This is a genomic window from Williamsia sp. (assembly GCF_036566845.1).
GTDB lineage: Bacteria > Actinomycetota > Actinomycetes > Mycobacteriales > Mycobacteriaceae > Williamsia.
Genome location: NZ_DATCVM010000285.1, coordinates 1 through 25,431, shown reverse-complemented (window position 1 = coordinate 25,431; position 25,431 = coordinate 1). Strand labels below are relative to the sequence as shown.

Annotated in this window: 31 protein-coding genes; 18 read left to right on the top strand and 13 right to left on the bottom strand. The window is 65.5% G+C overall.

The features are described from left to right. Positions 1 to 282: 282 nt before the first annotated feature. Positions 283 to 1,032, bottom strand: coding sequence for an alpha/beta hydrolase (locus VIQ49_RS28380; RefSeq protein ID WP_331890437.1), 750 nt, complete (start codon positions 1,030 to 1,032; stop codon positions 283 to 285). Between the two features lie 39 nt (positions 1,033 to 1,071). After that, positions 1,072 to 1,494, bottom strand: a complete 423-nt coding sequence (locus VIQ49_RS28375; protein ID WP_331890435.1) for a CoA-binding protein — start codon at positions 1,492 to 1,494, stop codon at positions 1,072 to 1,074. A 57-nt stretch (positions 1,495 to 1,551) separates the two neighbouring features. Here VIQ49_RS28375 and VIQ49_RS28370 point away from each other — a divergent pair, with 57 nt between their 5' ends. Further along, on the top strand, positions 1,552 to 2,079 hold the full coding sequence (locus tag VIQ49_RS28370) for a DUF1697 domain-containing protein (RefSeq protein WP_331890433.1): 528 nt from the start codon (positions 1,552 to 1,554) through the stop codon (positions 2,077 to 2,079). Between the two features lie 4 nt (positions 2,080 to 2,083). On the opposite strand, the gene VIQ49_RS28365 is transcribed toward VIQ49_RS28370, so the two are convergent. From VIQ49_RS28365 to VIQ49_RS28345, 5 genes are read right to left on the bottom strand one after another with little or no spacing between them, the layout of a single operon-like run. Then, positions 2,084 to 2,206: a hypothetical protein gene (locus VIQ49_RS28365; protein WP_331890431.1), complete on the bottom strand. Its 123-nt coding sequence runs from the start codon at positions 2,204 to 2,206 to the stop codon at positions 2,084 to 2,086. Next, complete coding sequence (locus tag VIQ49_RS28360) at positions 2,203 to 2,634, bottom strand: hypothetical protein (RefSeq protein WP_331890429.1); 432 nt, start codon at positions 2,632 to 2,634, stop codon at positions 2,203 to 2,205. Before VIQ49_RS28360 ends, VIQ49_RS28365 begins: the two co-directional genes overlap by 4 nt. A 49-nt stretch (positions 2,635 to 2,683) precedes the next feature. Further along, on the bottom strand, positions 2,684 to 3,226 hold the full coding sequence (locus VIQ49_RS28355; RefSeq protein ID WP_331890427.1) for a hypothetical protein: 543 nt from the start codon (positions 3,224 to 3,226) through the stop codon (positions 2,684 to 2,686). Next, positions 3,223 to 3,441: a hypothetical protein gene (locus VIQ49_RS28350; RefSeq protein ID WP_331890425.1), complete on the bottom strand. Its 219-nt coding sequence runs from the start codon at positions 3,439 to 3,441 to the stop codon at positions 3,223 to 3,225. The genes VIQ49_RS28355 and VIQ49_RS28350 overlap by 4 nt, the downstream gene beginning before the upstream one ends. A gap of 36 nt (positions 3,442 to 3,477) precedes the next feature. Next, positions 3,478 to 4,107, bottom strand: a complete 630-nt coding sequence (locus VIQ49_RS28345) for an AAA family ATPase (RefSeq protein WP_331890423.1) — start codon at positions 4,105 to 4,107, stop codon at positions 3,478 to 3,480. Here VIQ49_RS28345 and VIQ49_RS29065 point away from each other — a divergent pair. The 8 genes from VIQ49_RS29065 to VIQ49_RS28310 all read left to right on the top strand — a co-directional run bounded on the left by VIQ49_RS29065 (position 4,099) and on the right by VIQ49_RS28310 (position 9,120). Next, positions 4,099 to 4,305, top strand: coding sequence for a hypothetical protein (locus VIQ49_RS29065; protein WP_414731732.1), 207 nt, complete (start codon positions 4,099 to 4,101; stop codon positions 4,303 to 4,305). The two genes, VIQ49_RS28345 and VIQ49_RS29065, sit on opposite strands and share 9 nt — an antisense overlap. Before the next feature lie 83 nt (positions 4,306 to 4,388). Next, positions 4,389 to 4,697, top strand: coding sequence for an ATP-binding protein (locus VIQ49_RS29060; protein ID WP_414731731.1), 309 nt, complete (start codon positions 4,389 to 4,391; stop codon positions 4,695 to 4,697). A 102-nt stretch (positions 4,698 to 4,799) separates the two neighbouring features. Further along, a complete protein-coding gene (locus VIQ49_RS28335) occupies positions 4,800 to 5,558 on the top strand; it encodes a 5-oxoprolinase subunit PxpA (RefSeq protein WP_331890419.1) in 759 nt (252 codons plus the stop codon). Then, complete coding sequence (locus VIQ49_RS28330; protein ID WP_331890417.1) at positions 5,555 to 6,199, top strand: allophanate hydrolase subunit 1; 645 nt, start codon at positions 5,555 to 5,557, stop codon at positions 6,197 to 6,199. Before VIQ49_RS28335 ends, VIQ49_RS28330 begins: the two co-directional genes overlap by 4 nt. Continuing rightward, positions 6,192 to 7,067 (top strand): biotin-dependent carboxyltransferase family protein, encoded by an 876-nt coding sequence (locus tag VIQ49_RS28325; protein ID WP_331890415.1) that lies wholly within the window; start codon positions 6,192 to 6,194, stop codon positions 7,065 to 7,067. Before VIQ49_RS28330 ends, VIQ49_RS28325 begins: the two co-directional genes overlap by 8 nt. A 37-nt stretch (positions 7,068 to 7,104) precedes the next feature. Beyond that, entirely contained in the window at positions 7,105 to 7,893 is a 789-nt protein-coding gene (locus VIQ49_RS28320) for a putative hydro-lyase (protein ID WP_331890413.1), read from the top strand. Positions 7,894 to 8,195: 302 nt separating this feature from the next. Beyond that, positions 8,196 to 8,318, top strand: a complete 123-nt coding sequence (locus VIQ49_RS28315) for a hypothetical protein (RefSeq protein WP_331890411.1) — start codon at positions 8,196 to 8,198, stop codon at positions 8,316 to 8,318. 223 nt (positions 8,319 to 8,541) lie between these two features. Next, positions 8,542 to 9,120: a TerD family protein gene (locus VIQ49_RS28310; protein ID WP_331890409.1), complete on the top strand. Its 579-nt coding sequence runs from the start codon at positions 8,542 to 8,544 to the stop codon at positions 9,118 to 9,120. A gap of 350 nt (positions 9,121 to 9,470) precedes the next feature. On the opposite strand, the gene VIQ49_RS28305 is transcribed toward VIQ49_RS28310, so the two are convergent. Continuing rightward, complete coding sequence (locus tag VIQ49_RS28305; protein WP_331890407.1) at positions 9,471 to 9,932, bottom strand: MarR family winged helix-turn-helix transcriptional regulator; 462 nt, start codon at positions 9,930 to 9,932, stop codon at positions 9,471 to 9,473. Between the two features lie 132 nt (positions 9,933 to 10,064). Here VIQ49_RS28305 and VIQ49_RS28300 point away from each other — a divergent pair, with 132 nt between their 5' ends. The 4 genes from VIQ49_RS28300 to sigJ are packed head-to-tail and all read left to right on the top strand — an operon-like array spanning position 10,065 to position 13,494. Continuing rightward, the gene (locus tag VIQ49_RS28300) at positions 10,065 to 10,574 is read left to right on the top strand and encodes a VOC family protein (RefSeq protein ID WP_331890405.1); all 510 of its coding nucleotides are present in this window, start codon (positions 10,065 to 10,067) and stop codon (positions 10,572 to 10,574) included. A gap of 29 nt (positions 10,575 to 10,603) precedes the next feature. Beyond that, a complete protein-coding gene (locus VIQ49_RS28295) occupies positions 10,604 to 11,389 on the top strand; it encodes a pirin family protein (protein ID WP_331890403.1) in 786 nt (261 codons plus the stop codon). 28 nt (positions 11,390 to 11,417) lie between these two features. Beyond that, entirely contained in the window at positions 11,418 to 12,485 is a 1,068-nt protein-coding gene (locus tag VIQ49_RS28290) for a maleylacetate reductase (RefSeq protein ID WP_331890401.1), read from the top strand. A gap of 22 nt (positions 12,486 to 12,507) precedes the next feature. Then, positions 12,508 to 13,494, top strand: a complete 987-nt coding sequence (gene sigJ, locus VIQ49_RS28285; protein WP_331890399.1) for an RNA polymerase sigma factor SigJ — start codon at positions 12,508 to 12,510, stop codon at positions 13,492 to 13,494. Here the strand turns inward: sigJ and VIQ49_RS28280 are convergent. Then, a complete protein-coding gene (locus VIQ49_RS28280) occupies positions 13,410 to 14,015 on the bottom strand; it encodes a carboxymuconolactone decarboxylase family protein (protein WP_331890397.1) in 606 nt (201 codons plus the stop codon). The genes sigJ and VIQ49_RS28280 overlap by 85 nt on opposite strands. A gap of 101 nt (positions 14,016 to 14,116) precedes the next feature. On the opposite strand from VIQ49_RS28280, the gene VIQ49_RS28275 reads away from it, so the two are divergent. Continuing rightward, positions 14,117 to 14,509 carry an Ig-like domain-containing protein gene (locus VIQ49_RS28275; RefSeq protein WP_331890395.1) on the top strand — a complete coding sequence of 131 codons (393 nt, stop codon included), beginning with the start codon at positions 14,117 to 14,119 and terminating at the stop codon, positions 14,507 to 14,509. An 84-nt stretch (positions 14,510 to 14,593) separates the two neighbouring features. Here the strand turns inward: VIQ49_RS28275 and VIQ49_RS28270 are convergent, their stop codons facing one another. Further along, positions 14,594 to 16,093: an NAD(P)/FAD-dependent oxidoreductase gene (locus VIQ49_RS28270; RefSeq protein ID WP_331890393.1), complete on the bottom strand. Its 1,500-nt coding sequence runs from the start codon at positions 16,091 to 16,093 to the stop codon at positions 14,594 to 14,596. Further along, positions 16,090 to 17,214 carry an FO synthase gene (locus tag VIQ49_RS28265; protein WP_331890391.1) on the bottom strand — a complete coding sequence of 375 codons (1,125 nt, stop codon included), beginning with the start codon at positions 17,212 to 17,214 and terminating at the stop codon, positions 16,090 to 16,092. The genes VIQ49_RS28270 and VIQ49_RS28265 overlap by 4 nt, the downstream gene beginning before the upstream one ends. A 146-nt stretch (positions 17,215 to 17,360) precedes the next feature. Between VIQ49_RS28265 and VIQ49_RS28260 the strand changes: the two genes are divergently transcribed. Next, positions 17,361 to 18,683, top strand: a complete 1,323-nt coding sequence (locus tag VIQ49_RS28260; protein ID WP_331890389.1) for a ClC family H(+)/Cl(-) exchange transporter — start codon at positions 17,361 to 17,363, stop codon at positions 18,681 to 18,683. A gap of 36 nt (positions 18,684 to 18,719) precedes the next feature. On the opposite strand, the gene VIQ49_RS28255 is transcribed toward VIQ49_RS28260, so the two are convergent. After that, positions 18,720 to 19,421: a GNAT family N-acetyltransferase gene (locus VIQ49_RS28255; protein WP_331890387.1), complete on the bottom strand. Its 702-nt coding sequence runs from the start codon at positions 19,419 to 19,421 to the stop codon at positions 18,720 to 18,722. 204 nt (positions 19,422 to 19,625) lie between these two features. On the opposite strand from VIQ49_RS28255, the gene VIQ49_RS28250 reads away from it, so the two are divergent. Then, a complete protein-coding gene (locus VIQ49_RS28250) occupies positions 19,626 to 21,335 on the top strand; it encodes a SulP family inorganic anion transporter (RefSeq protein ID WP_331890385.1) in 1,710 nt (569 codons plus the stop codon). 133 nt (positions 21,336 to 21,468) lie between these two features. Beyond that, entirely contained in the window at positions 21,469 to 22,707 is a 1,239-nt protein-coding gene (locus tag VIQ49_RS28245; protein WP_331890383.1) for a T3SS (YopN, CesT) and YbjN peptide-binding chaperone 1, read from the top strand. 211 nt (positions 22,708 to 22,918) lie between these two features. Here VIQ49_RS28245 and VIQ49_RS28240 read toward each other — a convergent pair whose 3' ends face one another. After that, positions 22,919 to 24,208: a uracil-xanthine permease family protein gene (locus VIQ49_RS28240; RefSeq protein WP_331890381.1), complete on the bottom strand. Its 1,290-nt coding sequence runs from the start codon at positions 24,206 to 24,208 to the stop codon at positions 22,919 to 22,921. A gap of 196 nt (positions 24,209 to 24,404) precedes the next feature. Here VIQ49_RS28240 and nhaA point away from each other — a divergent pair. Then, positions 24,405 to 25,431, top strand: a 1,027-nt coding sequence (gene nhaA, locus VIQ49_RS28235) for a Na+/H+ antiporter NhaA (protein ID WP_414731733.1), incomplete at its 3' end; no start/stop codon positions are given.

The following is a 25,431-nucleotide window of genomic DNA, read 5'->3' as shown; positions in this document are numbered from 1 at the left end:
CCGCACCCAGCGGTTCAACTCGTCGCGTTCAGCTTGGGTCAGATCCAGCGGCGCCTTCGGCCGACCAGTGCGTGCCATGAACCAATTCTACAATTAAACAAGATATTTCAGGCGCAGGACACTAGTGTCGCGAGTCGAAAGTCTCTTGCGAGTATCCGGTGGAGCGATTGCTGTCTGGCAAGGCGGAGGAGGGAGACATAGCGGAGCTATATCGACCGACGACAACGTAGCCAGGCGGCAATCGAACGCCGGAGACTGCAAAAGGATTTTCGATTCGGGGCACTAGTTCCGCAAGAACTCTGTGACCAGCTGATTGAACTCCCGGGTCCGGTCACGGTGCACGCTGTGACCGGCCTCGACCTGACCGAAATGGCCATCGGGCAACGCGTCGGCAAGACTCACCAGGTGGCGTGGCGGCAGAAAGCTGCGCTGCCCGCCTGAGACCACCAGCGTCGGAAATGTCAGCTGCGCCAACGACTCCCACCATGCCGTATCGATGGACTCGAACTGTCGGCCCACGATTTCCGACATCCGGTGGTCGAAACGCAACACCGGACCGGGGTATCGCACCGTCGACCACAGGCCACGGACACGGTCTGCGACACCGCTGAAGGGCACGATGTGCTCGTCGACATCGGACTGGTGACGAGGCATCGGCGGGATCTCTTCCAGCACCAACTTGCCGATGCGTGACGGGTCGAGGCCGGCGAGCCGAATCGCCGTCTGACCGCCCAGCGAATGCCCGATCACATCCACTTCACCGACGCCCAGACCATCGAGGACAAAACTCAGATCATCGCGAAAGTCGTTCAGCAGATATGACTTCGATCGCGAACTGCGTCCGTGTCCGCGCTGGTCATAGGTGATGACCGTGCGCCCGCCGGCGCGAAGTTCCCCGGCCAGCGACCGCCATGTCTGGTGATCGCCGCCCATGCCGTGTACCAACAGCACCGGCTTGTCGGTCAGCGGTCCCGAGGTGCGAACAGCCAGCCGGACCGTCCCGGGTCCGTCGATACGGGTCAAAGTGTTCACTGCTGACAGGGTAGTCACCCCGCCGCCGGACACACCGTCCTAGTTCGGTGCGTTCACGCCCAGACGACGCTGTTCGATGATCAGGCAGCGGTCCTCGACGTAGAGCATCCCGGCATCTACGGCGATCTTCCGTGCCTCCGCCGACACGATGCCCAGCTGCAGCCACAACGCGGTGGCGCCTGCCGCGGCCGCCTGGCGGGCGATCTCCCCGGCGTCCTCCGACGGGCGGAAGACGTCGACCAGACCGACCTGTTCACCGATGTCCGCCAGAACGCGGTACACCTTTTCACCGAACAACTCATCGGCCTTCGGATTGACCGGGATGATTCGCCAGCCGTGATTCTGCATGTGCACCGGCACTCGGTGAGCAGCCTTCTCCGGAGCCGTGCTGGCACCGACAACGGTGATCGTGTCGTATGTGGCGAGGATCTGATCGACCACGTCATCATCTGTGTGAGGCATACCTTCGATCGTAAGAGGTCGCGGCCATGTCGGCATCTGTGGTGTTCAATCGACGGTATGGCACAGCGAGTGATCCTCATTCGGGCAGTGAACGTGGGCGGGGCCAAGCTCCCGATGGCGGAGCTCCGGGAACTCGCCACCGACCTGGGCGCCACTGACATCTCGACGTACATCGCGTCCGGAAACCTGCTGTGCAACCCGCCCGGTGACCCGGCCGATTTCGATCGCGCTCTCGAAGCAGCGATCACCGACCGCTACGGCTACGCCCGTGAGGTCATCAGCAGATCAGCCGACGACCTCGCGGTCGCGCTCGCCGAGCATCCGTTCGAGGTTGTCGAGCCCAAGTATTCGTACATCTACTGCCTCACCGGGGTTCCCGGATCGTCGGCCGTCGCGGCATTCCACAAACGCGACTTCGGCAGCGACGAGTTCGAGGTGATCGGCGACAACCTCCACATCCGCTACGAGGTCGGTGCCGGAACGTCGAAGCTGACCGCGCCGGTCATCGCGAAGGGCCTCGGTGTCCAGGGCACCGGCCGCAACCTTCGTACCGTCGAGAAGCTGATCGAACTCGCCCGGCACTAGCTGTTCACAAGAAGGCCGCACGCGACGACCGCCGTCGAACCCGACCGGCGGGTTTGTAGACCGACAGCGCGGTGGCCGCCACCAGCGCGACCGACCACACGATCGGCGGCATCAGCAGCGAGGTCATACGAATTGCTCACGTAGCTGATCGGCCGCCAGGTTCGGGTCAGGTGTTGCCATCGACAACGCGTTGGGAAGCAACAGGATTGCGACCAGCACCAGCAGCACCGCGCCGATGATCAGCTTGGCGGCCACCCACCGATGCCTGACCAGCCCCCGCTTCGTTCCGAGACCGAGCACCACACCGCTGATCACGATCCCGACCGCCAACGCCGGCACCACCGGCGGGATGATGATCACGATCGCCGAGATACAGGCCGCCACGAGAGCACCGTCGTCGGTTGTCAGTGCCACCGCGTCGAGAGCCAGGAACGCGCAGTTCACTCCGATCCAGGCCACGGCCACGGCCACGGCCACGGCCACGGCCACCACGATGTGTACTTTCAGGGCCGCCCCGCGCGAACGTCGGCCAAGCTGAAAGTTGTTGGACATCATGGCGCTTCCCATCCCACGGTGACGTCTCGGCGGGACATCACGTACGCGATCACACCACCGCACACCGCCGCGTAGAGCGCGAGGGTCGCCAGAGTGACGCCGAGCGACAGGGCACCGGGATCATCCGGCCGGTCAGCGACCGCATGACCAGGCCTGGGAACCATCGCTGTGCCCAGTCCCGGCCTTCTCCGAGGACGTTCTCGATGGATCCGAACCACAGCAGACAGATGCCGAGGGCGATCGGTGTCGACTTCACCAGGATCGCCACCGTGGTGCCGATCAGGGCGTACATCGCGACGAATATCAGCAGCCGACCGCAGTCGGCCAGGCCGCCGGCGATCGCGTCGGCTCCGAACCAGCCGTCGGTGTCGACATCGACCGACGGTGCGACAACTGCAGCCGTCACGGTTCCGACGATGAGCGCCATCGCCATCAGCACCGCGGCCAGGCTCACCCGCGCGGCGAGCTTTCCGGTGATGAGCGACAACCGATTCGGTTGCCGGGTCAGTGCCGCGCGGAGTGTGCCCCGGCTGATCTCATTTCCCATCGCGGCGGCAAACGCCGCGACCACGAGCACGGTGGTGAAGCTCATCGATGAGATGTCGCGACGGTGGCACCGCCGGAGCCGCCGAGCGCTTCGAGGGACACTCCGGGTCCGTCACCGCCACGACCGGCCGGCTCCGCCGCCTCGAGCAGCAACCAGGTGGCCACCACGCTGAAGACAACCGTGGTGATACCCATGCCGGCCCACAGGCGTCGCCGGTTCAGCAAGATCCATTCGGACCGAAAAGAATTGAGGAGATTCATCGCATTGCCTTTCTGAGCAATCACGCGGATCGGGGGTCAGAGGTCGTGATGTCCGGGCGCGGCCGAGTTGATCATGCCCAGGTAGCGGGCCTCGAGATCGGCACGGCGATGGTGCAATTCGACGAGGACCATCCCGGCCACCTGAGCGCGACGATTCAGCTCTGCGGCCATCCGGCGGGCATCAACGGCGTCGGTGAGCATGACGATCACGTGACCATCGGCGCGATCCGTTGTCAGACCGCTCGCCCGGGCGATGACTTCGAGATCGTCAAGGTCTGCTTCGGAATCCGGTGCCAGGATCAGGCAATCAGCTGTGGCACCGAGGGATTCGGGGGTTCCGGCGTAGACCAGTCCGCCGTGATCGAGCACCACCAGCCAGTCGCAGACCTGTTCGAGTTCGGAGAGGAGGTGCGACGAGATGATGACGGTACGTCCTTGCTCGGATATGTGCCGGATGAGGTCGCGGACCTCTTGCATTCCCTGCGGGTCGAGTCCGTTGGTCGGTTCGTCGAGAATCACCAGCTCGGGGTCGCCGATCAGCGCGGCGGCAATCCCGAGCCGCTGCTTCATCCCGAGTGAATAGCTCCCGAACCGATCACCACCGCGATCACCGAGACCGACGAGCGCCTGAACATCGCGCGGGACCTGCACGATTCGGTGGCGCACGCCCTGTCCACGATCAACGTGCAGGCGGGGTGGCTGCTCATCTCCTCGACCGTCAGCCGCATCAGGCAAAAGCCGCACTCGAGGCCATCCGCCAGGCCAGCAGCGAAGTGCTCGACGAACTCGGCACGATGCTCGAGACATTGCGGGACCGCGATCAGGACGCGCCCCGGTCTCCGACATCGACGCTCGCGCAGGTAAACGGCCTCATCCGGCGCGCCCGCGCGGACGGCCTGACGGTGAACTACCACCACGAAGGGGACCTGGAGGCGGTGCCATCAACCATGAGCACCGCGGCTTTCCGGGTCGTCCAGGAATCCCTCAACAATGTGCGCCGTCACGCCGGCATCTCACCCGTGGTCGAGATCTCGGTGATCGCCGCCCCGCCACAGCGCCTCGCCGTGTGTGTGTCCGACGACGGGGGGCGCCCGGTCGGCACGAAAGCCGCTGCACCGGAACCCGGTACCGGACTCGGCATCATCGGCATGACCGAGCGGGTCGAATCGAGCCGCGGGACAATCGAAGTGGGCCCCGCACCCGCCGGCCTCGGCTACCGCGTGGTCGCCCGGTGGGGTCCGGACACCCGCACCTGACCACCACGTCACCGCCCTGCCGGGCCGCCGGTCAGGGTTCCGCGCAGCGTGTTGCGAGAGATAGGCTCGGCTGCGAGCCACCGACCGACCCCCGGGAGACCTGTGAGCACCATCGACCTCAACAGCGACATCGGCGAATCGTTCGGCCGGTGGGAACTCGGCGACGACAAGGCCATGCTCGACGTGGTCACCAGCGCCAACATCGCCTGCGGCTTCCACGCCGGCGATCCGAGCACCATCGCACAGACCGCGGGCTGGTCGGTCGATCGCGGTGTCCGGATCGGGGCGCAGGTCTCCTACCGCGACCTCGCCGGGTTCGGGCGCCGATTCGTCGACGCCACTCGCACCGAACTGACCGACGACATCGTCTACCAGATCGGCGGGTTGCAGGCGTTGGCAGCGGCAGCCGGCGGACAGGTCACCTACGTCAAACCCCATGGTGCGCTGTACAACACGGCCGTCCATCACGAGGAGCACGCCCTGGCCGTGGTCGACGCGATCGCCACGTTGGACCCGAATCTGGCGTTGCTCGGCCTACCCGGCTCCCGCCTGCTCGCACTCGGCGAAGAACGCGGCCTGCGGGTGGTGCGCGAGGCGTTTGCCGATCGTGGATACACCCCGGCGGGCACCTTGGTGCCGCGCAGCGAGGAGGGCGCCCTGCTACACGATCCGGTCACCGTTGCCGAGCGGGTGTTGCGGATGGTCACCGACAAGGTCGTCGTGGCCGTGGACGGCACGGAGATCGCCATCGATGTGGATTCTGTCTGCGTGCACGGTGATTCACCGGCAGCGGTTGCGATGGCCGCCGCCGTCCGCGAGCTGCTCACCGCCGAAGGTGTTGAGGTGGAGGCGTTCACATGAAGGTCCTCGCCTATGGTGACCGGTCGTTGATGGTGGAGGTGGACACCACCGACGAGGTGATCGCGTGGACATCCGCGCTGGGCGACGCAGCGCTGCCCGGCGTTCTCGACATCATCCCGGGCGCGCGCACCGTCCTCCTCGTCACCGACGCGCCCGAACGCCTCCCGCCGCTTCGTAAAACAGTGGGCGCACTGTCCCCCGGCACCACGACCACGACGGCCGAAGCCGGCGGTGAGGTCGTCGAGGTCCCGGTGATCTACGACGGCGCAGACCTCGACGAGGTGGGGCGGCTGACCGGGCTGTCGACCGACGACGTGGTGGCAGCCCACACCGGCCAGGCGTGGAAGGTCGCGTTCGGCGGGTTCGCACCCGGGTTCGCTTATCTGATCGGGGGCGACCACCGACTCGAGGTCCCCCGCCGCGACGAGTCCCGCACCCGGGTCCCGGCTGGTGCGGTCGGACTTGCCGGGGAGTTCAGCGGCATCTACCCGCGTACGTCGCCCGGTGGCTGGCAACTGCTCGGTCACACGGATCTGCCCATGTGGGACGTAGCCCGTGATCCACCGGCGCTCCTGAGACCCGGGTGTGTGGTGCAGTTCCGGGACGCCGGGCGCGGTTCCGGGAGGTCCGCGGATGGATGACCTCGAAGTGCTCGCCACCGGTCCGCTGACCACGGTGCAAGACCGGGGGCGGCCCGGTTTTGCCGCACTCGGGGTCGGCCGGTCGGGTGCGGCCGACCGGCACTCCCACGCGCTGGCCAATCGGCTGCTCGGCAATCACGAAGGCGCCGCCGCGCTGGAGGTGACCCTCGGCGGGTTGTCCCTGCGCGCCCGCGGCGAGACTTGGCTGGCCGTGACCGGCGCCAACCTGGACGTCCTCGTGGACAATGGATCCGGCAAACATCCGATCGGGATGAACGCGCCCTTTCGTCTCCTCTCGGGCGACGTGGTGACGCTCGGCATGGCGCGGGCCGGGCTGCGCGCCTACGTTGCCGTACGCGGTGGCCTCGATGTTCCCCAGACGCTGGGTTCGCGCAGTACCGACACCATGTCCGGCCTCGGCCCCGCCTGCCTTGCCGTCGGAGATCTTGTGGACGTCGGACCGCGTCCGGGCGACCTTCCCGACATCGACGTCGCCGCCGTCGCGATGCCGGCCGCCGACGACGTCGAACTCCGGATCCTGCGTGGTCCCCGTGACAACTGGGTCAACGATGCCGATGCCCTGGTGCACACCCGCTGGCAGGCATCCGACCGCAGTGACCGGGTCGGGATGCGATTGAGCGACAACGGCTCCGGACTGTCGCATCGTGAATCCGGCCGACAACTCCCGAGCGAGGGCATCGTGCGCGGCGCGATCCAGGTGCCGCCCAGCGGCGAACCGGTGATCTTCCTGGCCGACCATCCGGTCACCGGCGGATATCCCGTGGTCGCGGTTGTTGTCGACGAGGACGTCGACCTCGCCGCACAGATCCGTCCCGGCCAGCACATCCACCTGCGCTGGAGCCGATAGCCGCGCAGTAGCCGGGTACACCCCAGGGAGGACACCGATGACCGATCCCGAGGCGACAGATCCGGCCCAGGCCCGCAACCTGTTTCGCGACGGACTCATCACCCCGACCGCGGGGTGGGCGCCGGGCTGGACGCAGGCCAATCTCATCGCGCTGCCCCGCGCCGATGCCTACGACTTCCTGCTCTTCGCCCAGCGGAATCCGAAGTCGTGTCCGGTCCTCGACGTCTTGGACGCCGGCGCGGTGACCGGCCCACTACTCGGCGCAGACAGCGACATCCGGACCGACGCGCCGCTGTACCGCGTCTACCGCGGTGGCGAAATCGTCGACGAGACAAGCGATGCCACTCCGTGGTGGCGAGTTGATCTGGTGTCGTTCCTGATCGGCTGCAGCTTCACCTTCGAAGCCGCCCTCATCGAGGCCGGCGTGCCGGTGCGTCACATCGAGCAGCATCGCACGGTGCCGATGTTCCGGACATCGCGCCGATGTCGTCCGGCCGGGAACATCTCGGGCCCCCTGGTGGTGTCGATGCGACCGGTTCCCGCCGGGTTGGTCGCCACCGCGGTGCGGGTCACCTCCCGGTATCCCGCCGTCCACGGCTCGCCGGTCCACATCGGTGATCCCGGCGCACTCGGGATCGCCGACGTCGGCTCACCGGACTTCGGCGACCCCGTCGACATCCTTCCCGGCGAGGTCCCGGTGTTCTGGGCCTGTGGGGTCACCCCGCAGGCCGCGGTGATGGAATCCCGCCCGGAGTTGGCGATCGGCCACGCGCCCGGACACATGGTCATCACCGACGCACGCGACAGCGACTATCTCGTCCCCTGACCCCACCCCACCCCGACCTCCGCCGACCGTGCCGATATCGCCGTCGACCGTGCCGAAACAACCATCGAGCGTGTCTTAGTCTTCATCGAGCGTGCCAAAATTCACTCGCTCAATAGTGTCTTGGCCCAGTCGATCTCAGTATCGGCACGGTCCGCGGCCGCTTTGGCACGCTCGACGTCCGGAACGGCACGCTCGGGGAGTCGCCGCGCGCGGAGTGTCTACTTTACGGACTTATGCCGGGTGTGTGCCCAGCCATAGCGTCCTATGTGTTGTTCACTTACGTCACACGCAAGGAGTGTCAGATGAGCAAGTTGAAGTTCGGCCGCTGCCTCGCGCCGATCCACACACCCGTTGTCGCCGATGTTCTGCCGCACATGCCCGCCGAAAGTACTCGCAGAGTCCGTTCAGTACTCACATCATCCTGATCCCGTCCTCCTTCGACCCCGTGCCGACACCCGTTGGACCACCTACCACGACGAGTAATCCCTTCCTACAACCGATCTCGCGGGTTCAGCTACTCCGGCAGGCCACCGGTCGGGTGCCGAGCCTCCGGGAACTTCGCCGGCAATCAGTGCGCCACCGGTAGGCTGGACACACTGATCACCAGACAGAAGCAAATGCGACCCCAGCGAATCACGGAGGATCAAGATGTCAGTGAGCCTGGCCAAGGGCGGAAACGTATCCCTGAGCAAAGAGGCGCCGAACCTCACCGCGGTCAGCGTCGGACTCGGTTGGGATGTGCGGTCGACAACCGGCGCCGACTACGACCTCGACGCCAGCGCGCTGGGCATCAACTCGGCCAAGCGAGTGGTCAACGATTCGTTTTTCGTGTTCTACAACAACCTCCGCTCCCCCGACGGCGCCATCGAGCACACCGGCGACAACCGCACCGGTGAAGGCGAGGGTGACGACGAGTCCATCACCGTCGATCTGAAGGCACTCTCGCCAGACGTCGAGTCGATCATCTTCCCGGTGACCATCCACGACGCGGATTCGCTCGGGCAGAGCTTCGGCCAAGTGCACGGCGCGTTCATCCGGGTCGTCGACCGCGCAGACGGCCGCGAGTTGGCCCGCTACGACCTGAGCGAGGACGCCTCCACCGAAACCGCGATGGTCTTCGGCGAGATCTACCGCCGCGCCAACGAATGGAAGTTCCGCGCCATCGGACAGGGCTACGCCTCGGGCCTGGCCGGAATCGCACGCGACTACGGCGTCAACATCGGCTAGCGGGCGCGCGCGTCCCCGTCAGTTCACCCAAAGGGAAATACGCCCTCCGTGACCACTGACAGGGACGACAATGGACAGTCCCAATCAACATTTCGCCAGGACACCGGCCCCGAAGTGTTCGGCATCACCAACGTCGGGTCAATCGGGACCGGGCATGTCACCTCCGCTCAGGCAGTCAGTCGCTCCTGATGATGCGTGACGACATTGACCGCACCCCCGAGAGCGGTCAAACGACGAATTCGCTTGCAGGGCAGCCTCTGTGACGGATCCCGTGGTCGACGTACACAGCGGGGTTCAATCAGGCGGACTTTGATGGGCGCAGACCCGCCTGCGAAGTCAGCCGTTGACGGTCAGTCCCCGGCCTGCATGTGTTCGCGCATGGCCTCGAACGCACCGCCCAGCACAGCCACATCCTGGTCACTGAGCAGGTCGAACATTCTCTTGCGCACCTCGGCGACGTGGCCGGGACTGACTGCGGCCAGCTTCTCGGTCCCTTCGCCGGTCAGCTCGGCCATCATGCCGCGCTTGTCGTCCTCACATTCCACCCGCCGTACCCATCCCGCGGTGACCAGCCGTCCGCACGCCCGGGTGGCACCTCCGCGCGTGGTCGTCATGGCCTCGGCCAACTCGCGCATCCGAAGACGACGGTCCGGCGCCTCGGACAGGATCACGAGGATCTCGAAGTCCGTGAAGGACATGCCGGCGTCCCGGGTGAGCTGCTGGTCGAGCGTCCGCAGCAACAATCGCGTCGCGTCGAGGTAGGCCCGCCAGGCCTGATGTTCGGCGTCGCTGAGCCATCGAGTGTCGTCCACTCGACAAGCATATCCAAAGTAGTTGACAAAGCAACGACTGCGAGTAAGCTCAAGGTCGTTGACAAGGCAACTAGTTTGTTTCGGGTTTGCGGAGTCAGACGTCGCTCGACCCACTGGAGGAAGGTAGACATCATGAACCCGGCAACCGAAGAACAGCGGGCACACGATTTCGCCCAGCAACGCGACCGCATCCGTGCCGAGTACCTCGTGCCGACAGCGACCCGGCCGACGTCCTCCGCCAGGGGTCTGCATCACACCGCCCTCGTGAGTAGTGATGTCGAGCAAACCGTGCAGTTCTATCAGGGCATCCTCGAGTTCCCGCTGACGGAACTCATCGAGAACCGCGACTACCCCGGTTCCTCCCACTTCTTCTTCGACATCGGCAATGGGAACCTGCTCGCGTTCTTCGACTTCCCCGGTCTCGATGTCGGGCCCTACCAGGAAGTCCTCGGCGGGCTCCACCACGTCGCCATCAGCGTCGAACCCACCCGATGGGAAGCATTGCGCACCAAGCTCACCGACGCGGGTGTGGAACTGATCGAACACAGCGATGTGTCGCTGTACTTCCGTGACCCCGACGGTGCCCGCCTCGAACTGATCGCCGATCCCCTCGGCGAAATGTACGGCAACCACGTCCTTTGACTCGTACTCCCCGGAAAGGCCCTTCTGCGATGACCGCCTCGACCACCTCCGCCCAGTTCGATGTCCGCCGCGCCGACGACCGCTTCAAGACCGACGCCGGATGGCTCGACTCCAAACACTCCTTCTCCTTCGGCCATCACTACGACCAGGCCAACACCCACCACGGTGTCCTCATGGTCAACAACGACGACATCGTGATCCCGGGTCAGGGCTTCGACACCCACCCGCACCGGGACATGGAGATCGTCACCTGGGTGCTGCAAGGTTCGCTGGTCCACCAGGACTCGATGGGCCACAACGGCGTCATCTACCCCGGCCTGGCCCAGCGGATGAGCGCCGGCACCGGGATCATGCACTCGGAGAAGAACGATTCGTGGCGTCTGGATGGGGTGTCCGGTACCCATACCAAGCACGACGATCCCGTCCACTTCATCCAGATGTGGGTGGTTCCCGACGAATCGGGCATCACACCCGGCTACGAGCAACTCGAGATCGATCACGAACTGCTGTCCGGCGGATTGGTTCCGGTGGCCAGCGGGATGCCCGAGTACGCCGACCATTCCGCGATCCGGATCAAGAACAAGTACGCGGCGATGCACGTCGCGCGCATGCAGCCCGGACAGGCGCCGGTCACGTTGCCGGACGCTCCGATGCTGCACGTGTTCGTCCCACGCGGCGAGGTGTTCATGGAGGGGGTCGGCGAACTCGGTGAGGGCGACGCGGTTCGCATCAACGGCGGTGGCGGACAACAACTGACCGCCGGCACCGATGCCGAGGTCATCGTGTGGGAAATGCACGCCGCGATAGCAGCCTGACCGCGCGACGGTCGTAGGCTCAGTCCTGATGCAATCCTTCACCTACACCGGGCAGCCGTCGCGGATCGTGTTCGGCAGCGGCACGGTCGGCACCGTCGGCGACGAGGTCAGCAGACTCGGTGGCAATCGAGTTCTGCTACTCGCCGGACCGCGGCTCGAATCCCTGGCCGCAGTGCTGACGGCACAGCTGGGTTCTCGGGTCGCGGCCCGCTTCGACGGTGCCGCCATGCACACCCCACTCGACGTCACCACCCGCGCGATGGAGATGGCCGAAGCCGCCGACATCGACTGCGTGGTGGCGATCGGCGGCGGTTCGGCCACCGGGCTGTCGAAGGCGCTGGCGGTGCGCGGCGGTTACGACCAGATCATCGTCCCGACAACCTATGCCGGTTCGGAGGTGACACCCGTCCTCGGTGAGACCGTCGACGGCGTCAAGACCACCCGCAATTCGCCGGCGATCCTTCCCGAGACCGTCATCTACGATGTCGATCTGACCCTCGATCTCCCGGCCGCCATCACCCTCACCAGCTCGATCAATGCGCTGGCGCACGCAGTGGAGGCACTGTATTCGGCGCAGCGCAATCCGGTCACAGATCTGATGGCACTCGAAGCCGTCACGAGCATCACCCGCGCACTCCCTCTCGTCATGGCGGATCTCCGTGACGCCGAGGCCCGATCAGCCCTGCTGCGTGCGGCGTGGCTGGCCGGGACGTGCCTGGGTTCGGTCGGAATGGGGTTGCACCACAAGCTCTGTCACACTCTCGGCGGCAGTTTCGGCCTTCCGCATGCGCGAACACATACCGTCGTGCTCCCCCATGCCATGGCCTACAACACTCCCGCCGCCCACGACGTCATGGAGCGCATCGCCGAGGCCATGGGCGTACCCGACGCGGCTTCGGGAGTTTACGACCTGGTGGCCCGACTCGGCGGACCGATCTCGCTCGCCGAGCTGGGCTTTGATGCCGAATCCATCCCACGCGCAAGTGAATTGGCCACCGCCAAGCCATATCCCAACCCGAGGCCGGTCACACCGGCCGGCATCAGAGAACTCCTCACCGCTGCCACCGCCGGACATCATCCTGTCCCCGGGCCCTGATCCTCGGTTCTACAATTCGGTGATGGGGACACTCGGGGAACGTTTCGAACAGCAACGGAGCCGACTGTTGTCGGTGGCGTATCGGATCACCGGCAGCATCAGCGATGCCGAAGACGCCGTCCAGGAGTCCTGGCTTCGCCTCGACGCAACCGACAGCGACACGATCGACGACCTCGGTGCCTGGCTGACCACCGTGGTCGGCCGGATCTGCCTGGACCGCCTCAAATCCGCCGCAGCGAAACGGGAAAGCTATGTGGGTCAATGGCTTCCGGAACCCATCGTGACGCCCGTGGCCCCCGCTCCCGAGTACGGCGATCCACTACAGGCCGTCATCGCCGCCGAGGACAGTCGGTACGCCGCCATGGTGCTGTTCGAAACACTGACCCCTGCGATGCGTGTCGCCTTTGTCCTCCACGACGGGTTCGGCGTTCCGTTCGCCGATGTCGCCGACATCCTGGGCTCGACGACCGCATCGGCACGCCAACTCGCCTCCCGGGCCCGCCGGAGCGTCGCCGGTGTCCCGGCCCCGGTCAGCGACACCGAACAGGGCGAAGCCGTCGGCCGGCTCGTCGCCGCCATGGCGGCCGGCGACATGGATGCCGTCCTGGCTGCACTGGACCCGGACGCGATGATCGTCGGCGACGCCAACCGGACCGCACCCACCGCGGTCAAGCCGATTCACGGTGCGGTCGGTGTCGCCAGATTCCTCTTCGGACTCCTCCGTCGCTACGGACCCGACATGCTCACGCTGCCGACACCGGTACGGGTCAACGGTGACCTCGGCATCTATTCCACCGGCTGGGAACAGGAGGGAGATCGTCGGGCCTCAGTGGCACGGGTCACCAGTTTTGTTGTCCGCGACGGCCGCGTGGTTGCCGTCTACGACATCGCCGACCCGGCCAAACTCACCGCGGTCGACATCTCTCAGTTCGCCCCGGTCCCAGCCCCGGACTCAGACGCTGAGTCGGCTGCCCAGGGCACCCGGCACGAATCCGAGGAGAAACCCTGATCGGTCAGGCCCAGCGCCGCGTTCATCCGTGATCGCTGGTTCTCCAGGGAGATCTGATAGGTCAGTTCGAGCAGTCCGTCGATCCCGAATCGCTCGCGGAGGTCGTCCACCTGATCATCGGTGACCGTCATCGGCGTCGCGGTCATCGCGTCCGCGTAGGCGATCGCCGCGCGCTCGTCGTCGCTGTAGAGCGGTGAGGTCGCGTAGTCGGCGATGTGTTCGAGCCGATCGATGTCCAGATCCTCGTGTTTCTGCAGCATCGTGCCGAAGTCGATACACCACGAGCACCCGACAACCCATGCCGTCCGGTAGACCGCGATCTCACGGATGTTCGGCGGCAATACCTTCGATGCGCGTTCCACCACACTCTCGTGCAGCGCCGATGCCATGAATAAACCTCGATGGTGAGCCAGGACAGCGAAAGGTTCGGGCACCGACCCGAACCTGCGCTCGGCGTATCGATACGCCCCCTTGACGAGCAATCCGGCGTCTTGAGGGGCCACTGCTGGTATCCGTGCCATATCTGTTCCTCCCAATCTTCGGGCGCGATGTGCGCCTCTAACAGGTAGACGAGACAGACCGGCGAAACGTGACAGGGGACGAAGAATGCCTTGAGGATGTGATGAAGCGTGTCGGATGCTCCGTTCTCGTGACGATTTTCGCGGTCGTGGGTGGTCTGTTCCTGACTGCGCCATCAGCAGGTGCCGCGGTTACCGCCCTGGAGGTCTCTCCCGGCGACTGGGGGCAGACTCTGGTCTACGACTTGGGCTGCACTTACCAGATGACCGCATCGACCGCTCCGCTGACCGAGGGTGGTATCCACTTCTTCGACAACGGTATTCGGGTCGGCTCGGCCTTTCCGGTATACCTATCGGGTAAGGCGACCATTGCGTGGACGCCCACCACTCTGGGTATCCATGAGCTGTATGCTTACCACCTTGTGCCGCCCGGTTACACCACGATCCACGTGCTCGTGGTCCCGTGTCCAGGCGACTGCAATGTTCCCCATCTCTGACTGGTGCAGTGGCCCTGAAATCTGCTCAATAGCGGGTCGCCGAGGGCGATATGCCCTCCGACACCGCTCTCGGGGACGATTTTTTCAGACCGGCAGGTCCACCGAGTCCGGTGCCCACAGCCGCTCGTAGTGATACGGGTCGAACGTCCCGTTGCGTTCCCGGAAAGACCTGCCGGTTCCCGGCCACAAGAGAGTCAGACGGCGACTCGTCGGGTCGAGGTACCAGCTTCTGCACCCGCTGAGCCACACCGTCGTCGAACTGCGCTCGTCGATCTCCCGGGTGTAGGCCTGCTCCGCGGCCGCCGTCACCTCAACCGCTCGGGTTCCGCTGTCGTTCAGGTGATCCAGGGCGCCCAGGACATAGTCGATCTGGGTTTCGATCATGTAGATCGCCGAATTGTGCCCGAGGGCCGCGTTCGGGCCGTCGAGCACAAACATGTTGGGGTAGCCACTGATCGCGGTGGATGCGTACGACACCATCCCGGCCCGCCAATGTTCCGACAACCGTTCACCGTCGACTCCGACTACCCGGGTGGCGAACTCCGGCCGCGCGGCCGAGAAGCCTGTCGCCATCACCACGGTGTCGAGTTCGAACGACTGTCCACTGGCGGCGACTGCCCGGGAGCCGTCGAACTGCGCCAGCGCGGACGGTTCCAGGGTGACGTTCGGCCGGGTCATCGTCGGAAAGAAGTCGTCGCTCAACAGGATTCGCTTGCAACCGATCTCGTAGTGCGGGGTGAGATCGGCACGCAGACCCGGGTCGGCGACCTGCGCGCGGAGATGCCCCAGTGCCCGATCCCGAATCTGATCGATGTCGGGGCGCAGACCGCGACGCTGCCCAAATGCCTTGTCCGCCTCCGTGAACAGCTCCTCACGGAGGCGATCCGCGTTTTCCTTCACGCGCAGTTCTGCGCGTTCGACCGGACTGTATTGCCGGTCGCCTCGCGGAACCACGTACGGCGCGCTGCGGGAGAAGACCACAAGTTCCTCGGCCCGCTGCGCGAGTTGCGGAACCAGTTGTATCGCGGAGGCACCGGTGCCGACGACGCCGACGCGAGCACCGTCGATCGGTGCGGTGTCATCCCAGCGCGCGGTGTGAAAAATGCTGCCTGGGTACGCATTCATACCTGGAATCGGCGGCACGAGCGGATCGGCCAGGCGCCCCACCGCCACCACCAGGACCCGCGCGCGGAGCTCACCGGCTGTCGTCGAGACGGCCCAGCACAATTCGTCGGGTAGCCACCGAGTCTGCGTGACGTCGACACCGAGGTGCAGATGCGGCAGCAGCCCTTCGTCGATGGCGGCCTGCTCCAGATAGTTGTGGATCTGGTCGCCGGCGGCGAACAGCGACTCCCAGTCACCCGGCGGGCGGAACGAGTACGAATACACATGCGCGGGTACGTCGCAGGCCACTCCGGGATATCTGTTGTCCCGCCAGGTGCCGCCGACCGCGTTCTCCCGTTCGAGGATCACAAAACTCTCGTTGCCTCGCCGAGCGGTGCGGATCGCCATCCCGAGACCGGCGAACCCGGCTCCGACAATCGCGACGTCGACGTAGTCGGGCAATCGGTGGGGGCCGGTCATGCAAACACCCGGCGCAGGACGTCCTGGCGTTCTGCCGGCGCCGATCCGTACGGTGTCGTGCGCTGACGGACCGTCCGCCCGAGGTCAGCAGCCAGGCGCTCCACCTCCGCCGGCACCAGTTGCCTGCCGCTTTCCGGACCGGCACTCGGCAGCAGGGTCCCGTCGATGAGAACGCCCCCCACGTCGTCGGCGCCGCCACGCAGAACCGCCGTGAGCGCCTCGGCATCAAGTTTGGTCCACGCCGCCTGGACGTGATCGAACGACTCCCGCAGCACCAGCCGCGCGACCGCGTGCACGGCCCGCGTCTCCCGCAGGGATGCGCTGCCGGTGGCCACGTCCCGCAGATGCGGCGGCGCCAATTCCGGCACCATCGGCATCAGGATGAGTTCGGTGAACCCACCCGTCCGCGCCTGGATATCTCCCAGCAGCCGCAGATGCGCAACCTGATGGTCGGGCCGTTCGAGGTGGCCGTAGAGCATGGTGGCGGTGGACTTGAGGCCGACGTCGTGTGCGGTGGTGATCGTCTCCACCCATGCCTCCACCGGCAGAGCCTGGCCGTTCGGCGATAGCGCTTCGCGAATGGAGTCGTCGAGGACCTGCGCGGCCGTACCGGGCACGGTGCCGACACCAGCGGCCTGAGCCGCCAGGTAGAACTCCCTCACGGAAACGCCGAGGCGCTGCGCGGCGTCGATCACCTCGGGCACCCGGTATGCGTGCAGGTGCATCTCCGGCGCGACAGCCCGGATGCGCTCGATCACCGTCAGATAGTCACTGGCCGGGCGCGTCGCCGGTACCGGACCCTGCATGCAGATCTCGGTGGCGCCGAGCGTCCACGCCTCGGTCACGAGGTCCTCGAGAAGTGGCACTTCCACGAGGTCGAGCACGGTCCCGGTTTCGAAGTTCCGGTTGGCCACAAAAGTCAGTTCGTCGCCCACCGCATCCCGACGCGCGACATCTGCCATGTTGCACAGTTCATCCAGTTCATCACCCTGTGCCTGCAGCAGCAGAATCCAGTCCGCATCGGCGAGCGGTGCCGAACCATCGGCGAGTCGGCGCAGCGCAGGACGCACCGTGGGCCCGGGCAGCCGAGTGTCTTCGGCCCAGGACCTTCGCATCGTCATCCTTCGACTCTAATGGTCCGTCAGGAACGGCTCCGCAGGTGCATCCGCGCGGGCGCCGGGATGTGATCGCGTTCGGGCATTAGTGTTACGGCGAACTCGGCTTTGCGGTCACGATCACCACGTCACAGCGGGAGAACCAGACGAAAATGAGGGAATCTCGAGCGGTTTCCGGCGACGGAGTCGAGTCTCTTCGCGGCATCGGGGTCCTCTGCGCGCTCGCTGTTGTCTGCGGCATTCTCATCGGGTTCATCGGCGGCGCATTCCGCTGGTGCCTACGCGAGGCGGACCAGTGGCGCGGCGACATGCTCGAGTGGGCGCACGAGCTGCCCGGTCCCGGCTGGCTCGTGCCCGTTGCCGTCACTGCCACCGGCGCGGGGCTGGCCGCTCTGATCGTGCGATGGATCCCGCTGGCCGCCGGCAGCGGCATCCAGCATGTCGAGGCGGTGGCCCGGGGCGAGGCGCAGGCAGCGCCGCTGCGGGTCCTGCCTGCCAAGTTCGTCGGCGGTGTGCTGTCGATCGGATCCGGCCTCGTCCTCGGCCGGGAGGGTCCCACCGTCCACATGGGTGCCGCGATCGGTGCCGAAGCCGGCCGGCGGGTCAAGCTCGGCGCAGACGACTCCCGCCTGATGCAGACGTCGGTGGCCGGCGCCGGACTCGGTGTCGCGTTCAACGCCCCGATCGGCGGCGCGCTGTTCGTCTTCGAGGAGGTGACCAAGACCTTCCGGACCCGCACGGTCATCCCGACCCTGGTTGCGGTCGCGGTCGGTGTGGGCTGCTCCCGGATCATCATGGGCGACCGGCCCGACTTCCTGGTCGGGGACGTCGATTCGCCGTCGATCATCCTCCTGCCGGTCTTTGTGGTCTTCGGTCTCCTGACCGGGTTCCTCGGCATGTTCTACAACAAGCTGATTCTGGGCTCACTCGATCTCGTGGCGCGGTTCCCCGCCGTGCCGCAAACGGTGAAAGCCGCCGCGATCGGTGCCGTCATCGGCGCCCTCCTCGCATTCGATCCGCTCGCCGCGGGCGACGGCGATGCGTTGGGGCAGAGACTGATCGGCGGCGGGAGCATGGCGTTGACCGCAGTCGCCGGATACCTCGCGGTCCGGTTGATCGCGGGTCCGTTGTCCTATGCGACGGCCACTCCCGGTGGACTCTTCGCGCCGGTCCTCGCCGTGGGTGCCCTCTGGGGTGTGCTGTTCGTCGGTGTCGCAGACGTTTTCGTGCCGGGTGTGGACTCATCGCTCAAGGTGGCGATGGCCATCGTCGGCATGGCGGCGTTTTTCGGAGCGGTGGTCCGGGCACCGCTGACCGGGATCGTGATCGTCATCGAGATGACCGCGGTCACCTCGGTCACCGTTCCGATGATCGCGGCCACCGCCATGGCCGTGGTGGTCGCCCAATTCATCGGTTCGCCACCGATTTACGACAGCTTGCGCGAACGGATGCTCGCGGCCGATCCGAAAACCTGACCGGCGAACGCCCGAGCTCGTCCCTTGTCGATGACGTCAGATCGCACTGAGCCCGGTGGCGACCAGCCGCCGCCGCTCACGAAATCCGAGACGCTCGTACAGGTCGATGGCCGAGGTGTTCGTGATCGCCGCATGCAGGAACGCCTGCTCCCCGCGGGCCTGGATCTGACCGACCAGTGTGTGGATCAACCGCACGGCCAATCCCTGTCCGCGATGGCTGCGTGCCGTGCAGATCGCACTGATCTCGGTCCAGCCCGCGACACGCATCCGCTCGCCCGCCATCGCCACCAAGTGGCCCCGGTCCCGAATGCCAACGTACGTGCCCAGCTCGATGGTGCGGGGCTCGAACGGTCCGGGCTTGGTCGCCGAGGTCAGCTCCATCATCTCCGGCACATCTGCCTCACCCAAGACCACAACGTCAGGATCGGCCGACACGTCCACGTTGTCGGCGATCATCTGGATCAGCTCGAGTGTGCTGACCGCCGGCCAATACTCCGGCACGACATAGCGGTCGGCACTGAACAGGATCACCCCCGACGAGACCGCCAGCGATGCCGCGGATGCCCAGTCGTCATCGGTGGGGTCGGCAGGGATGGACATGAACTTGGAAACATCCGGCTCGAATCGTCGCACTCGCCCTCGCACCTGAGCGTAACCGGCATGAAAACCCTTGAGCGAAGCGCCAATCGGGTCATCGAGGACATGCTCGTCGGGAAGGCGCGCAGGTGCTGCAGTCATGGTTTCTCGCTCCCCGTCCACCATCTGATTCAGGTGGTCATGTCGAGTACATCGGAAACCCCACCGAAGTCGCAATCGAGATTTGCCGATGTCCGGTTCACACGTCGCCTCGCCGGGTGCAGTCCGCCCTGCGTGAAGAAGGACAGCAGAATTCCGGTGTCCGGCGCATAGTGTAGAAAATCGTACGAGCATCACCGCGACATGATGGGCCGGATTGATTTGTCGAACAACATGATCGCTGCGATGTGGAGCCGGACGCGCGGCCTGGTGTCAGGCCAACCGATGTCGAAGTCCGATGTCGTGGCCGGCGTGCCCGGCGCCATCGCGGGCATTCCCGACGGCATGGCAGCGGGTGTTCTTGCCGGGGTCGGTCCGGTGCAGGGGCTTTACGCCGCCGTCGCCGGTCGTCTCTTCGGCGGATTCAGCACCAGCAGCCGGTTGATGGTGGTGACCACGACGAGTGCTTCCGCGCTCGCGGCCGGATCCGTTTTGGTCGATCTGCCGGCAGAGGACCGATCTTCGGCCCTGGTGGTCCTCACACTGATCGCCGGCGTGATGATGGTTGTCGCCGGAATACTGCGCTTGGGTCGCTACACCCGATTCGTCTCCCATTCGGTGATGACCGGATTTCTGGCCGGCGTGTCGGCGAACATCTTCTTCGGTCAGCTACCCGCCTTGGTCGGTATGGACGTCGACGGTGGCCGCGCGGTGGAAAAGGCGTTCGACGTCGTCACCAACCTCCGCGACATCGATGTTCCGTCGCTGGTGGTGGGAGCAACGGCGCTGGTGCTCATGGTGGTTCTGGGACGCACCCGCCTGAAGCTGTTCGCCGCGGTGGCAGCGTTGACGTTGCCGTGGTTGCTGGCCTGGGCCTGTAGCTGGAACTCGGTGGCCAGCGTGTCGGACGAGGGAGCGATCCCTTCCGGGCTTCCGATGCCGGGACTTCCCGACTTCACGCTGCTGTCGCCCGACCTTGTCGTCGGAGCCTTGGCGGTCATGATGATCGTGCTGGTGCAGGGTGCCGGTGTTGCCGAATCCGTACCCAATCCGGGCGGTCGGCGTGCCAAGGCCAACCAGGATTTCGCGGGGCAGGGTTTCGGCAACATCGGCGCCGCTCTGCTGAACGGGATGCCCGTCGGAGCCTCTGTCGGCTCCACCGCCCTCAATCAAACCGCTGGGGCCAGAACCCGGTGGGCCGCGATCTTCTCCGGCGCCTGGTTGCTCGTGATCCTGCTGGCCTTGTCGAGTCTGGTGGGCACGGTCTTGATGCCGACGCTCGCGGCGGTGTTGATCGTCGCCGCCGCCGGAGCTGTGGACCCAACGCGTGTCCACGCCATCTGGAGCAGCGGATTCATCTCGCGCACCGCACTATTGGTGACATTCGTGGCAACGTTGATGCTCCCGGTGACTCTCGCGGTCGCTGTCGGCGTTGTCCTGTCGCTGTTGTTGCAGCTCAATCAGGAGGCGATGGACCTGAAGGTGGTCGGCCTCGCTGTCGACGGCGAGCACCTCATCGAGACCAAGCGGCCCGATCACCTGCGCGACCACGGTGTTGTCATCCTCGACATCTACGGCAGCCTGTTCTACGCCGGGGCCCGGACACTGCAGGCCAAGCTGCCCGATCCCGCGACGTCCCGGTCTCCGGTCGTGGTGTTGCGACTGCGCGGCAGGACCTCGGTCAGTGCCACCTTCTTCGCGGTCATCGCCGACTACGCACAGCGCCTCGATCAGGTCGGCGGCCGCCTCTATCTGAGCGGTGTCGATCCTCACGTTCGGGACCAGTGGACCGACGACCTGCTGGCGTATCAGGGCATCAAATTGGAGTTCTTTCCGGCTACCGCGGTTCTCGGAGAATCGACGTTGGCGGCCTACGCCCAGGCCCGGGTCTGGCTTCACTCACACGACGAAGGCTGACGGGTTCCGAACGACAGTCCCTCTATCGCACGAGTGTCCGAACCTTCCGATATCGTCAGTGGCATTACATGACCGTAAAGATCAGTTTTGCAGCCGGGCCACCTTCACCCGTGCCGCAAAGTCAGGAGCCACCATGCCCCATCCGTTCGACTTCGACAGTTCGATGGACGATGCATGGACACAATTCCGGCTCCATCTCGCCGATACCCTGGCCGACCTCGAGCTTGGTGACCGTCACGTCCTCCCCCGTCCCGGCTTGCCGCTCGAGGTGGACACGCTGGCACTCACCTTCACCGTGACCCGGGCCGGCCGGATCCGCTGTGGGCTGTCGTCGGACCTCACCGAGTTTCCGCGGCCGGTCAACGGTCCGGGAGCGATGACGCTGATCGAGCGCGGCTGGCGCGAACTCACCTCCGGTGAGCTCACCATGGCCGTCGGTCGCCGCCACGTCGACAAACTGGCCGCCGAAGTCTCGGCCGTGGTGCGTGACCACTGGCAGGTGCTGCATCCCGCGTTCTTCGATGTGCCCGAGCTCGGCGATTCCGCCGGGACATCGACCGAGTCGGTGTCGGTGCGTCCCAACGGTCCGGCCCATCTACAGGCGCTGGTCGAGGGTGTGCTCGCCCAGGTGACCTGCGACCCCATCACAAAAGACCACGACGGGGACATCACATTCACAGTCGGTGGCCTCACCTCCTGGCTACGCGTGCGGCCCACCGCCTCGTACGTAGACGTGTTCACGATGCTGGCGAGGGACGTCGACACCAACCCACATGTGGCAGCGGTCTTCGATCTGCACGACTCGCAGTGGCCGGAGGTCGACCTGGTCGTCTCCCATAACCATGCCGTCGCGCAGGTCAGTATCGACGCGACCGTGTTCACACCCGAGGCCTTCGAAAACGCTCTGCACGCTTGGTTCAAGTTCATGCGTGTAGGTGCCGGAACGATCGCTCGCGACATCGTTCGCGCCGGGGTCACCGGTGGCGTGGATGAACCAGGAGCCGAACCCGTCGACGACCTCGATGGTCTGCCGCCCGCGTTGATGGTGCTGCTACACCTCGATCCAGACGGCAAAGGACTCCTCGCCCCACACGAGGTGGCCGAGATCTGCGAGTACGACCGCGATGCCATCCTGCACTACCTGCGCATCAGTACCGACGAGACGATCGCCTGGCGTCGCGCGGCCGACGTCGCCGCACAACGTGGCGACACGGAGGAAGCCCGTGCCTGTCTCCGCGAGGCCGACGGGTGGACGCAGACCAAAGAGACCCTGCGGGCCGGTCTGCGCGCGGTGGTATTGCCCGACAAACCCGCCCGCCGCCGCAACAGCCGACCGGCCTCACCCGATGTGAAGGCTCTGCGACCCGACTGATCCCGGGGAACCTCGTGGGGTGTCTTCGCGTCTGAGAATTGGCTATTCACACCTGGCGACAACACTTGGCCTGCAGCCAACAGGACGCCGCTGCATCCGGGGGATCACTCTGAGTACTTTTGCTGCAGATATCGACCAGTTGACCACGCTGGGTACAACACTCGGCACGCTCGCCACCGAGGCCGGCGAACTCGCGGTCGACTCGGCTCTCCTACTCCACCTCTGCCTTGTCGACCACAACAGTGCCGCGCCAGCCACCGACCACCCGCATGACGTGGTAGATCAACAGTGCCGCGATCGCACCCAGAGCGATGCCGCCGAAGCTCAAATCTCCGATGGTCCACGAGAAATCGGCGATGCCGATCACGAGTGCGATGGCGGCCGTGAATTGGTTGACAGGCTTGGAGAAATCGACTTTGTTGGTCACCCAGATGTGCACACCAAGGATGCCGACAAGCCCGTACAGTGCAGTGGTCACACCGCCGAGCACACCGGGCGGGACCGAGGCGATCACCGCACCCACTTTCGGCGACATCCCCAGCAACACGGCCGCGATGCCGGCCACCCAGTATGCGGCGGTCGAGTACACCTTCGTCGCCGCCATCACTCCGATGTTCTCGGCGTAAGTTGTTGTGGCAGAACCGCCACCGCTACCGGCCAGCACTGTGGCGATTCCATCGGCGGCCAGCGCCCGGCCGATTTTGTGGTCGTAATTGATGCCGGTCATGGTGTTGATGGACTTCACATGCCCGATGTTCTCGACCACCAGCACCAGCACCACCGGCAGGAACATCGGCAGCACCGAGAGTTGGAACGATGGGGACTGGAAGTCCGGCAGGCCAACCCACTCGGCGGCACCGATCGGATCGGTATTCACTTCGTCGCGGATCAGGGCAAACAGGTAACCGATGACAACGCTGGTGAAGATCGCGAGGCGTCCGAGCAGACCCTTGAACAACACGAGCGAGGCGATCAACAGGACCAACACCAGCGTGGCCGTGACCGCGTCCTGCTCGTAGTTCAGCTTCGCCGTGGGAGCCAGGTTCAGGCCGATCAGGGCAACGATGGTTCCGGTCACGATCGGCGGCATCAACGCATGGATCCAGCCGGTGCCGGCAAAGTGCACCACCACGCCGATGACGATCAGCAGCACACCGACCATCACGATGCCGCCCAGCGCCGAGCCGTGACCGTGCGAGGCCGTCGCGGCGAGCACCGGGGCGATGATCGCAAAACTCGAACCGAGATAGCTCGGCAACTGGTTGCGCGTGATCAGCAAGAACAGGATCGTTCCGATGCCGGAGAACAGGAGCGTCGTCGCCGGAGGGAATCCGGTGAGCACCGGGACCAGGAATGTCGCACCGAACATCGCCACCACGTGTTGCAGGCCGATGCCCACCGTGCGTGGCCAGGTCAATCGTTCCTGCGGTGCGACCACGTCGCCGCTGCCGACCTGCGACCAGCCGAACAGGGGCGACGTCTTCTGATCTTCCGGTGACATGCGGACAAGTGTGCGGCATCGAGCCACGAATTCTCGGAATCACCGCCGGTTCGTGCCGCCCGACAGCTGGCACAGGTGCGTGAGGGCACGTCCACCGTTGTAAGGTGACTCTCGGTGTGCCGGGAAGTCTGGTCGGCGGCGCGTTGATCCGGTCACTGGATTGCGCGTGTTCATATTTGTCGCGCCGACGTCAGGATTGTGCACAGTGCCCCTACCCGATCAGCAGAACTCAGACCAATCTCGGGCAGCTCTGTTTGCCCGAGGATCGTGGTCGGAGGCCTCGCGTATCGCCGACATTCTCCGGAAGGAGACGATCGGCGGCGCCCTGCTCCTGGTTGCGACGGTTGTCGCGTTGATCTGGGCGAACTCCGCCTGGGCGGATTCCTACACCTCGCTGAGCGAGTTCCACGTGGGCACCGACGCATTGGGTGTGCATCTGGATCTGTCACTGGCCACCTGGGCCGCCGACGGTTTGCTGGCGATCTTCTTCTTTGTGGTCGGGCTCGAACTCAAGCGCGAGTTCGTCGCCGGCGACCTCCGCGACCCGAAGCGCGCGGCTCTCCCGATAGCCGCCGCGGTCGGCGGAATGATCGTGCCAGCATTGATCTTTGTGGCGTTCACGGCGCATGTCGGGGACGGTGCCACGAAGGGTTGGGCCATTCCCACCGCCACCGACATCGCGTTCGCGGTGGCCGTTCTGGCGGTGATCTCCACCCACCTGCCGGTGGCATTGCGCACGTTCCTGCTCACACTGGCAGTGGTCGACGACCTCCTGGCCATCACCGTGATCGCGGTCTTCTACACAGAAGACATCAATCTCGGCGCCCTCGCACTCGCCGCCGTGCCGCTCGTGTTGTTCGCGATCTGCGTCCAGCGCCGCATCCGTTCGTGGTGGCTCCTCATCCCCCTTGCGGCCCTGACGTGGGTGTTCATCCACGAATCCGGGATTCACGCCACCGTCGCCGGTGTTCTCCTCGGCCTCACGGTTCCAGTGCTTCGAAGCAAGGCAGCCGGCGGACCAGAAGCCGGCATCGGTCTGGCCGAGCACTTCGAACACCGCATCCGACCCATCTCGGCCGGCATTGCCATCCCGATCTTCGCGTTCTTTGCCGCCGGCGTCGCGATCGGCGGGTTCGGTGGGCTGACCGATGCGCTGGGTGACCCCATCGCCCTGGGCATCATCTTCGGTCTGGTGTTCGGTAAAGCGATCGGCGTCTTCGGGA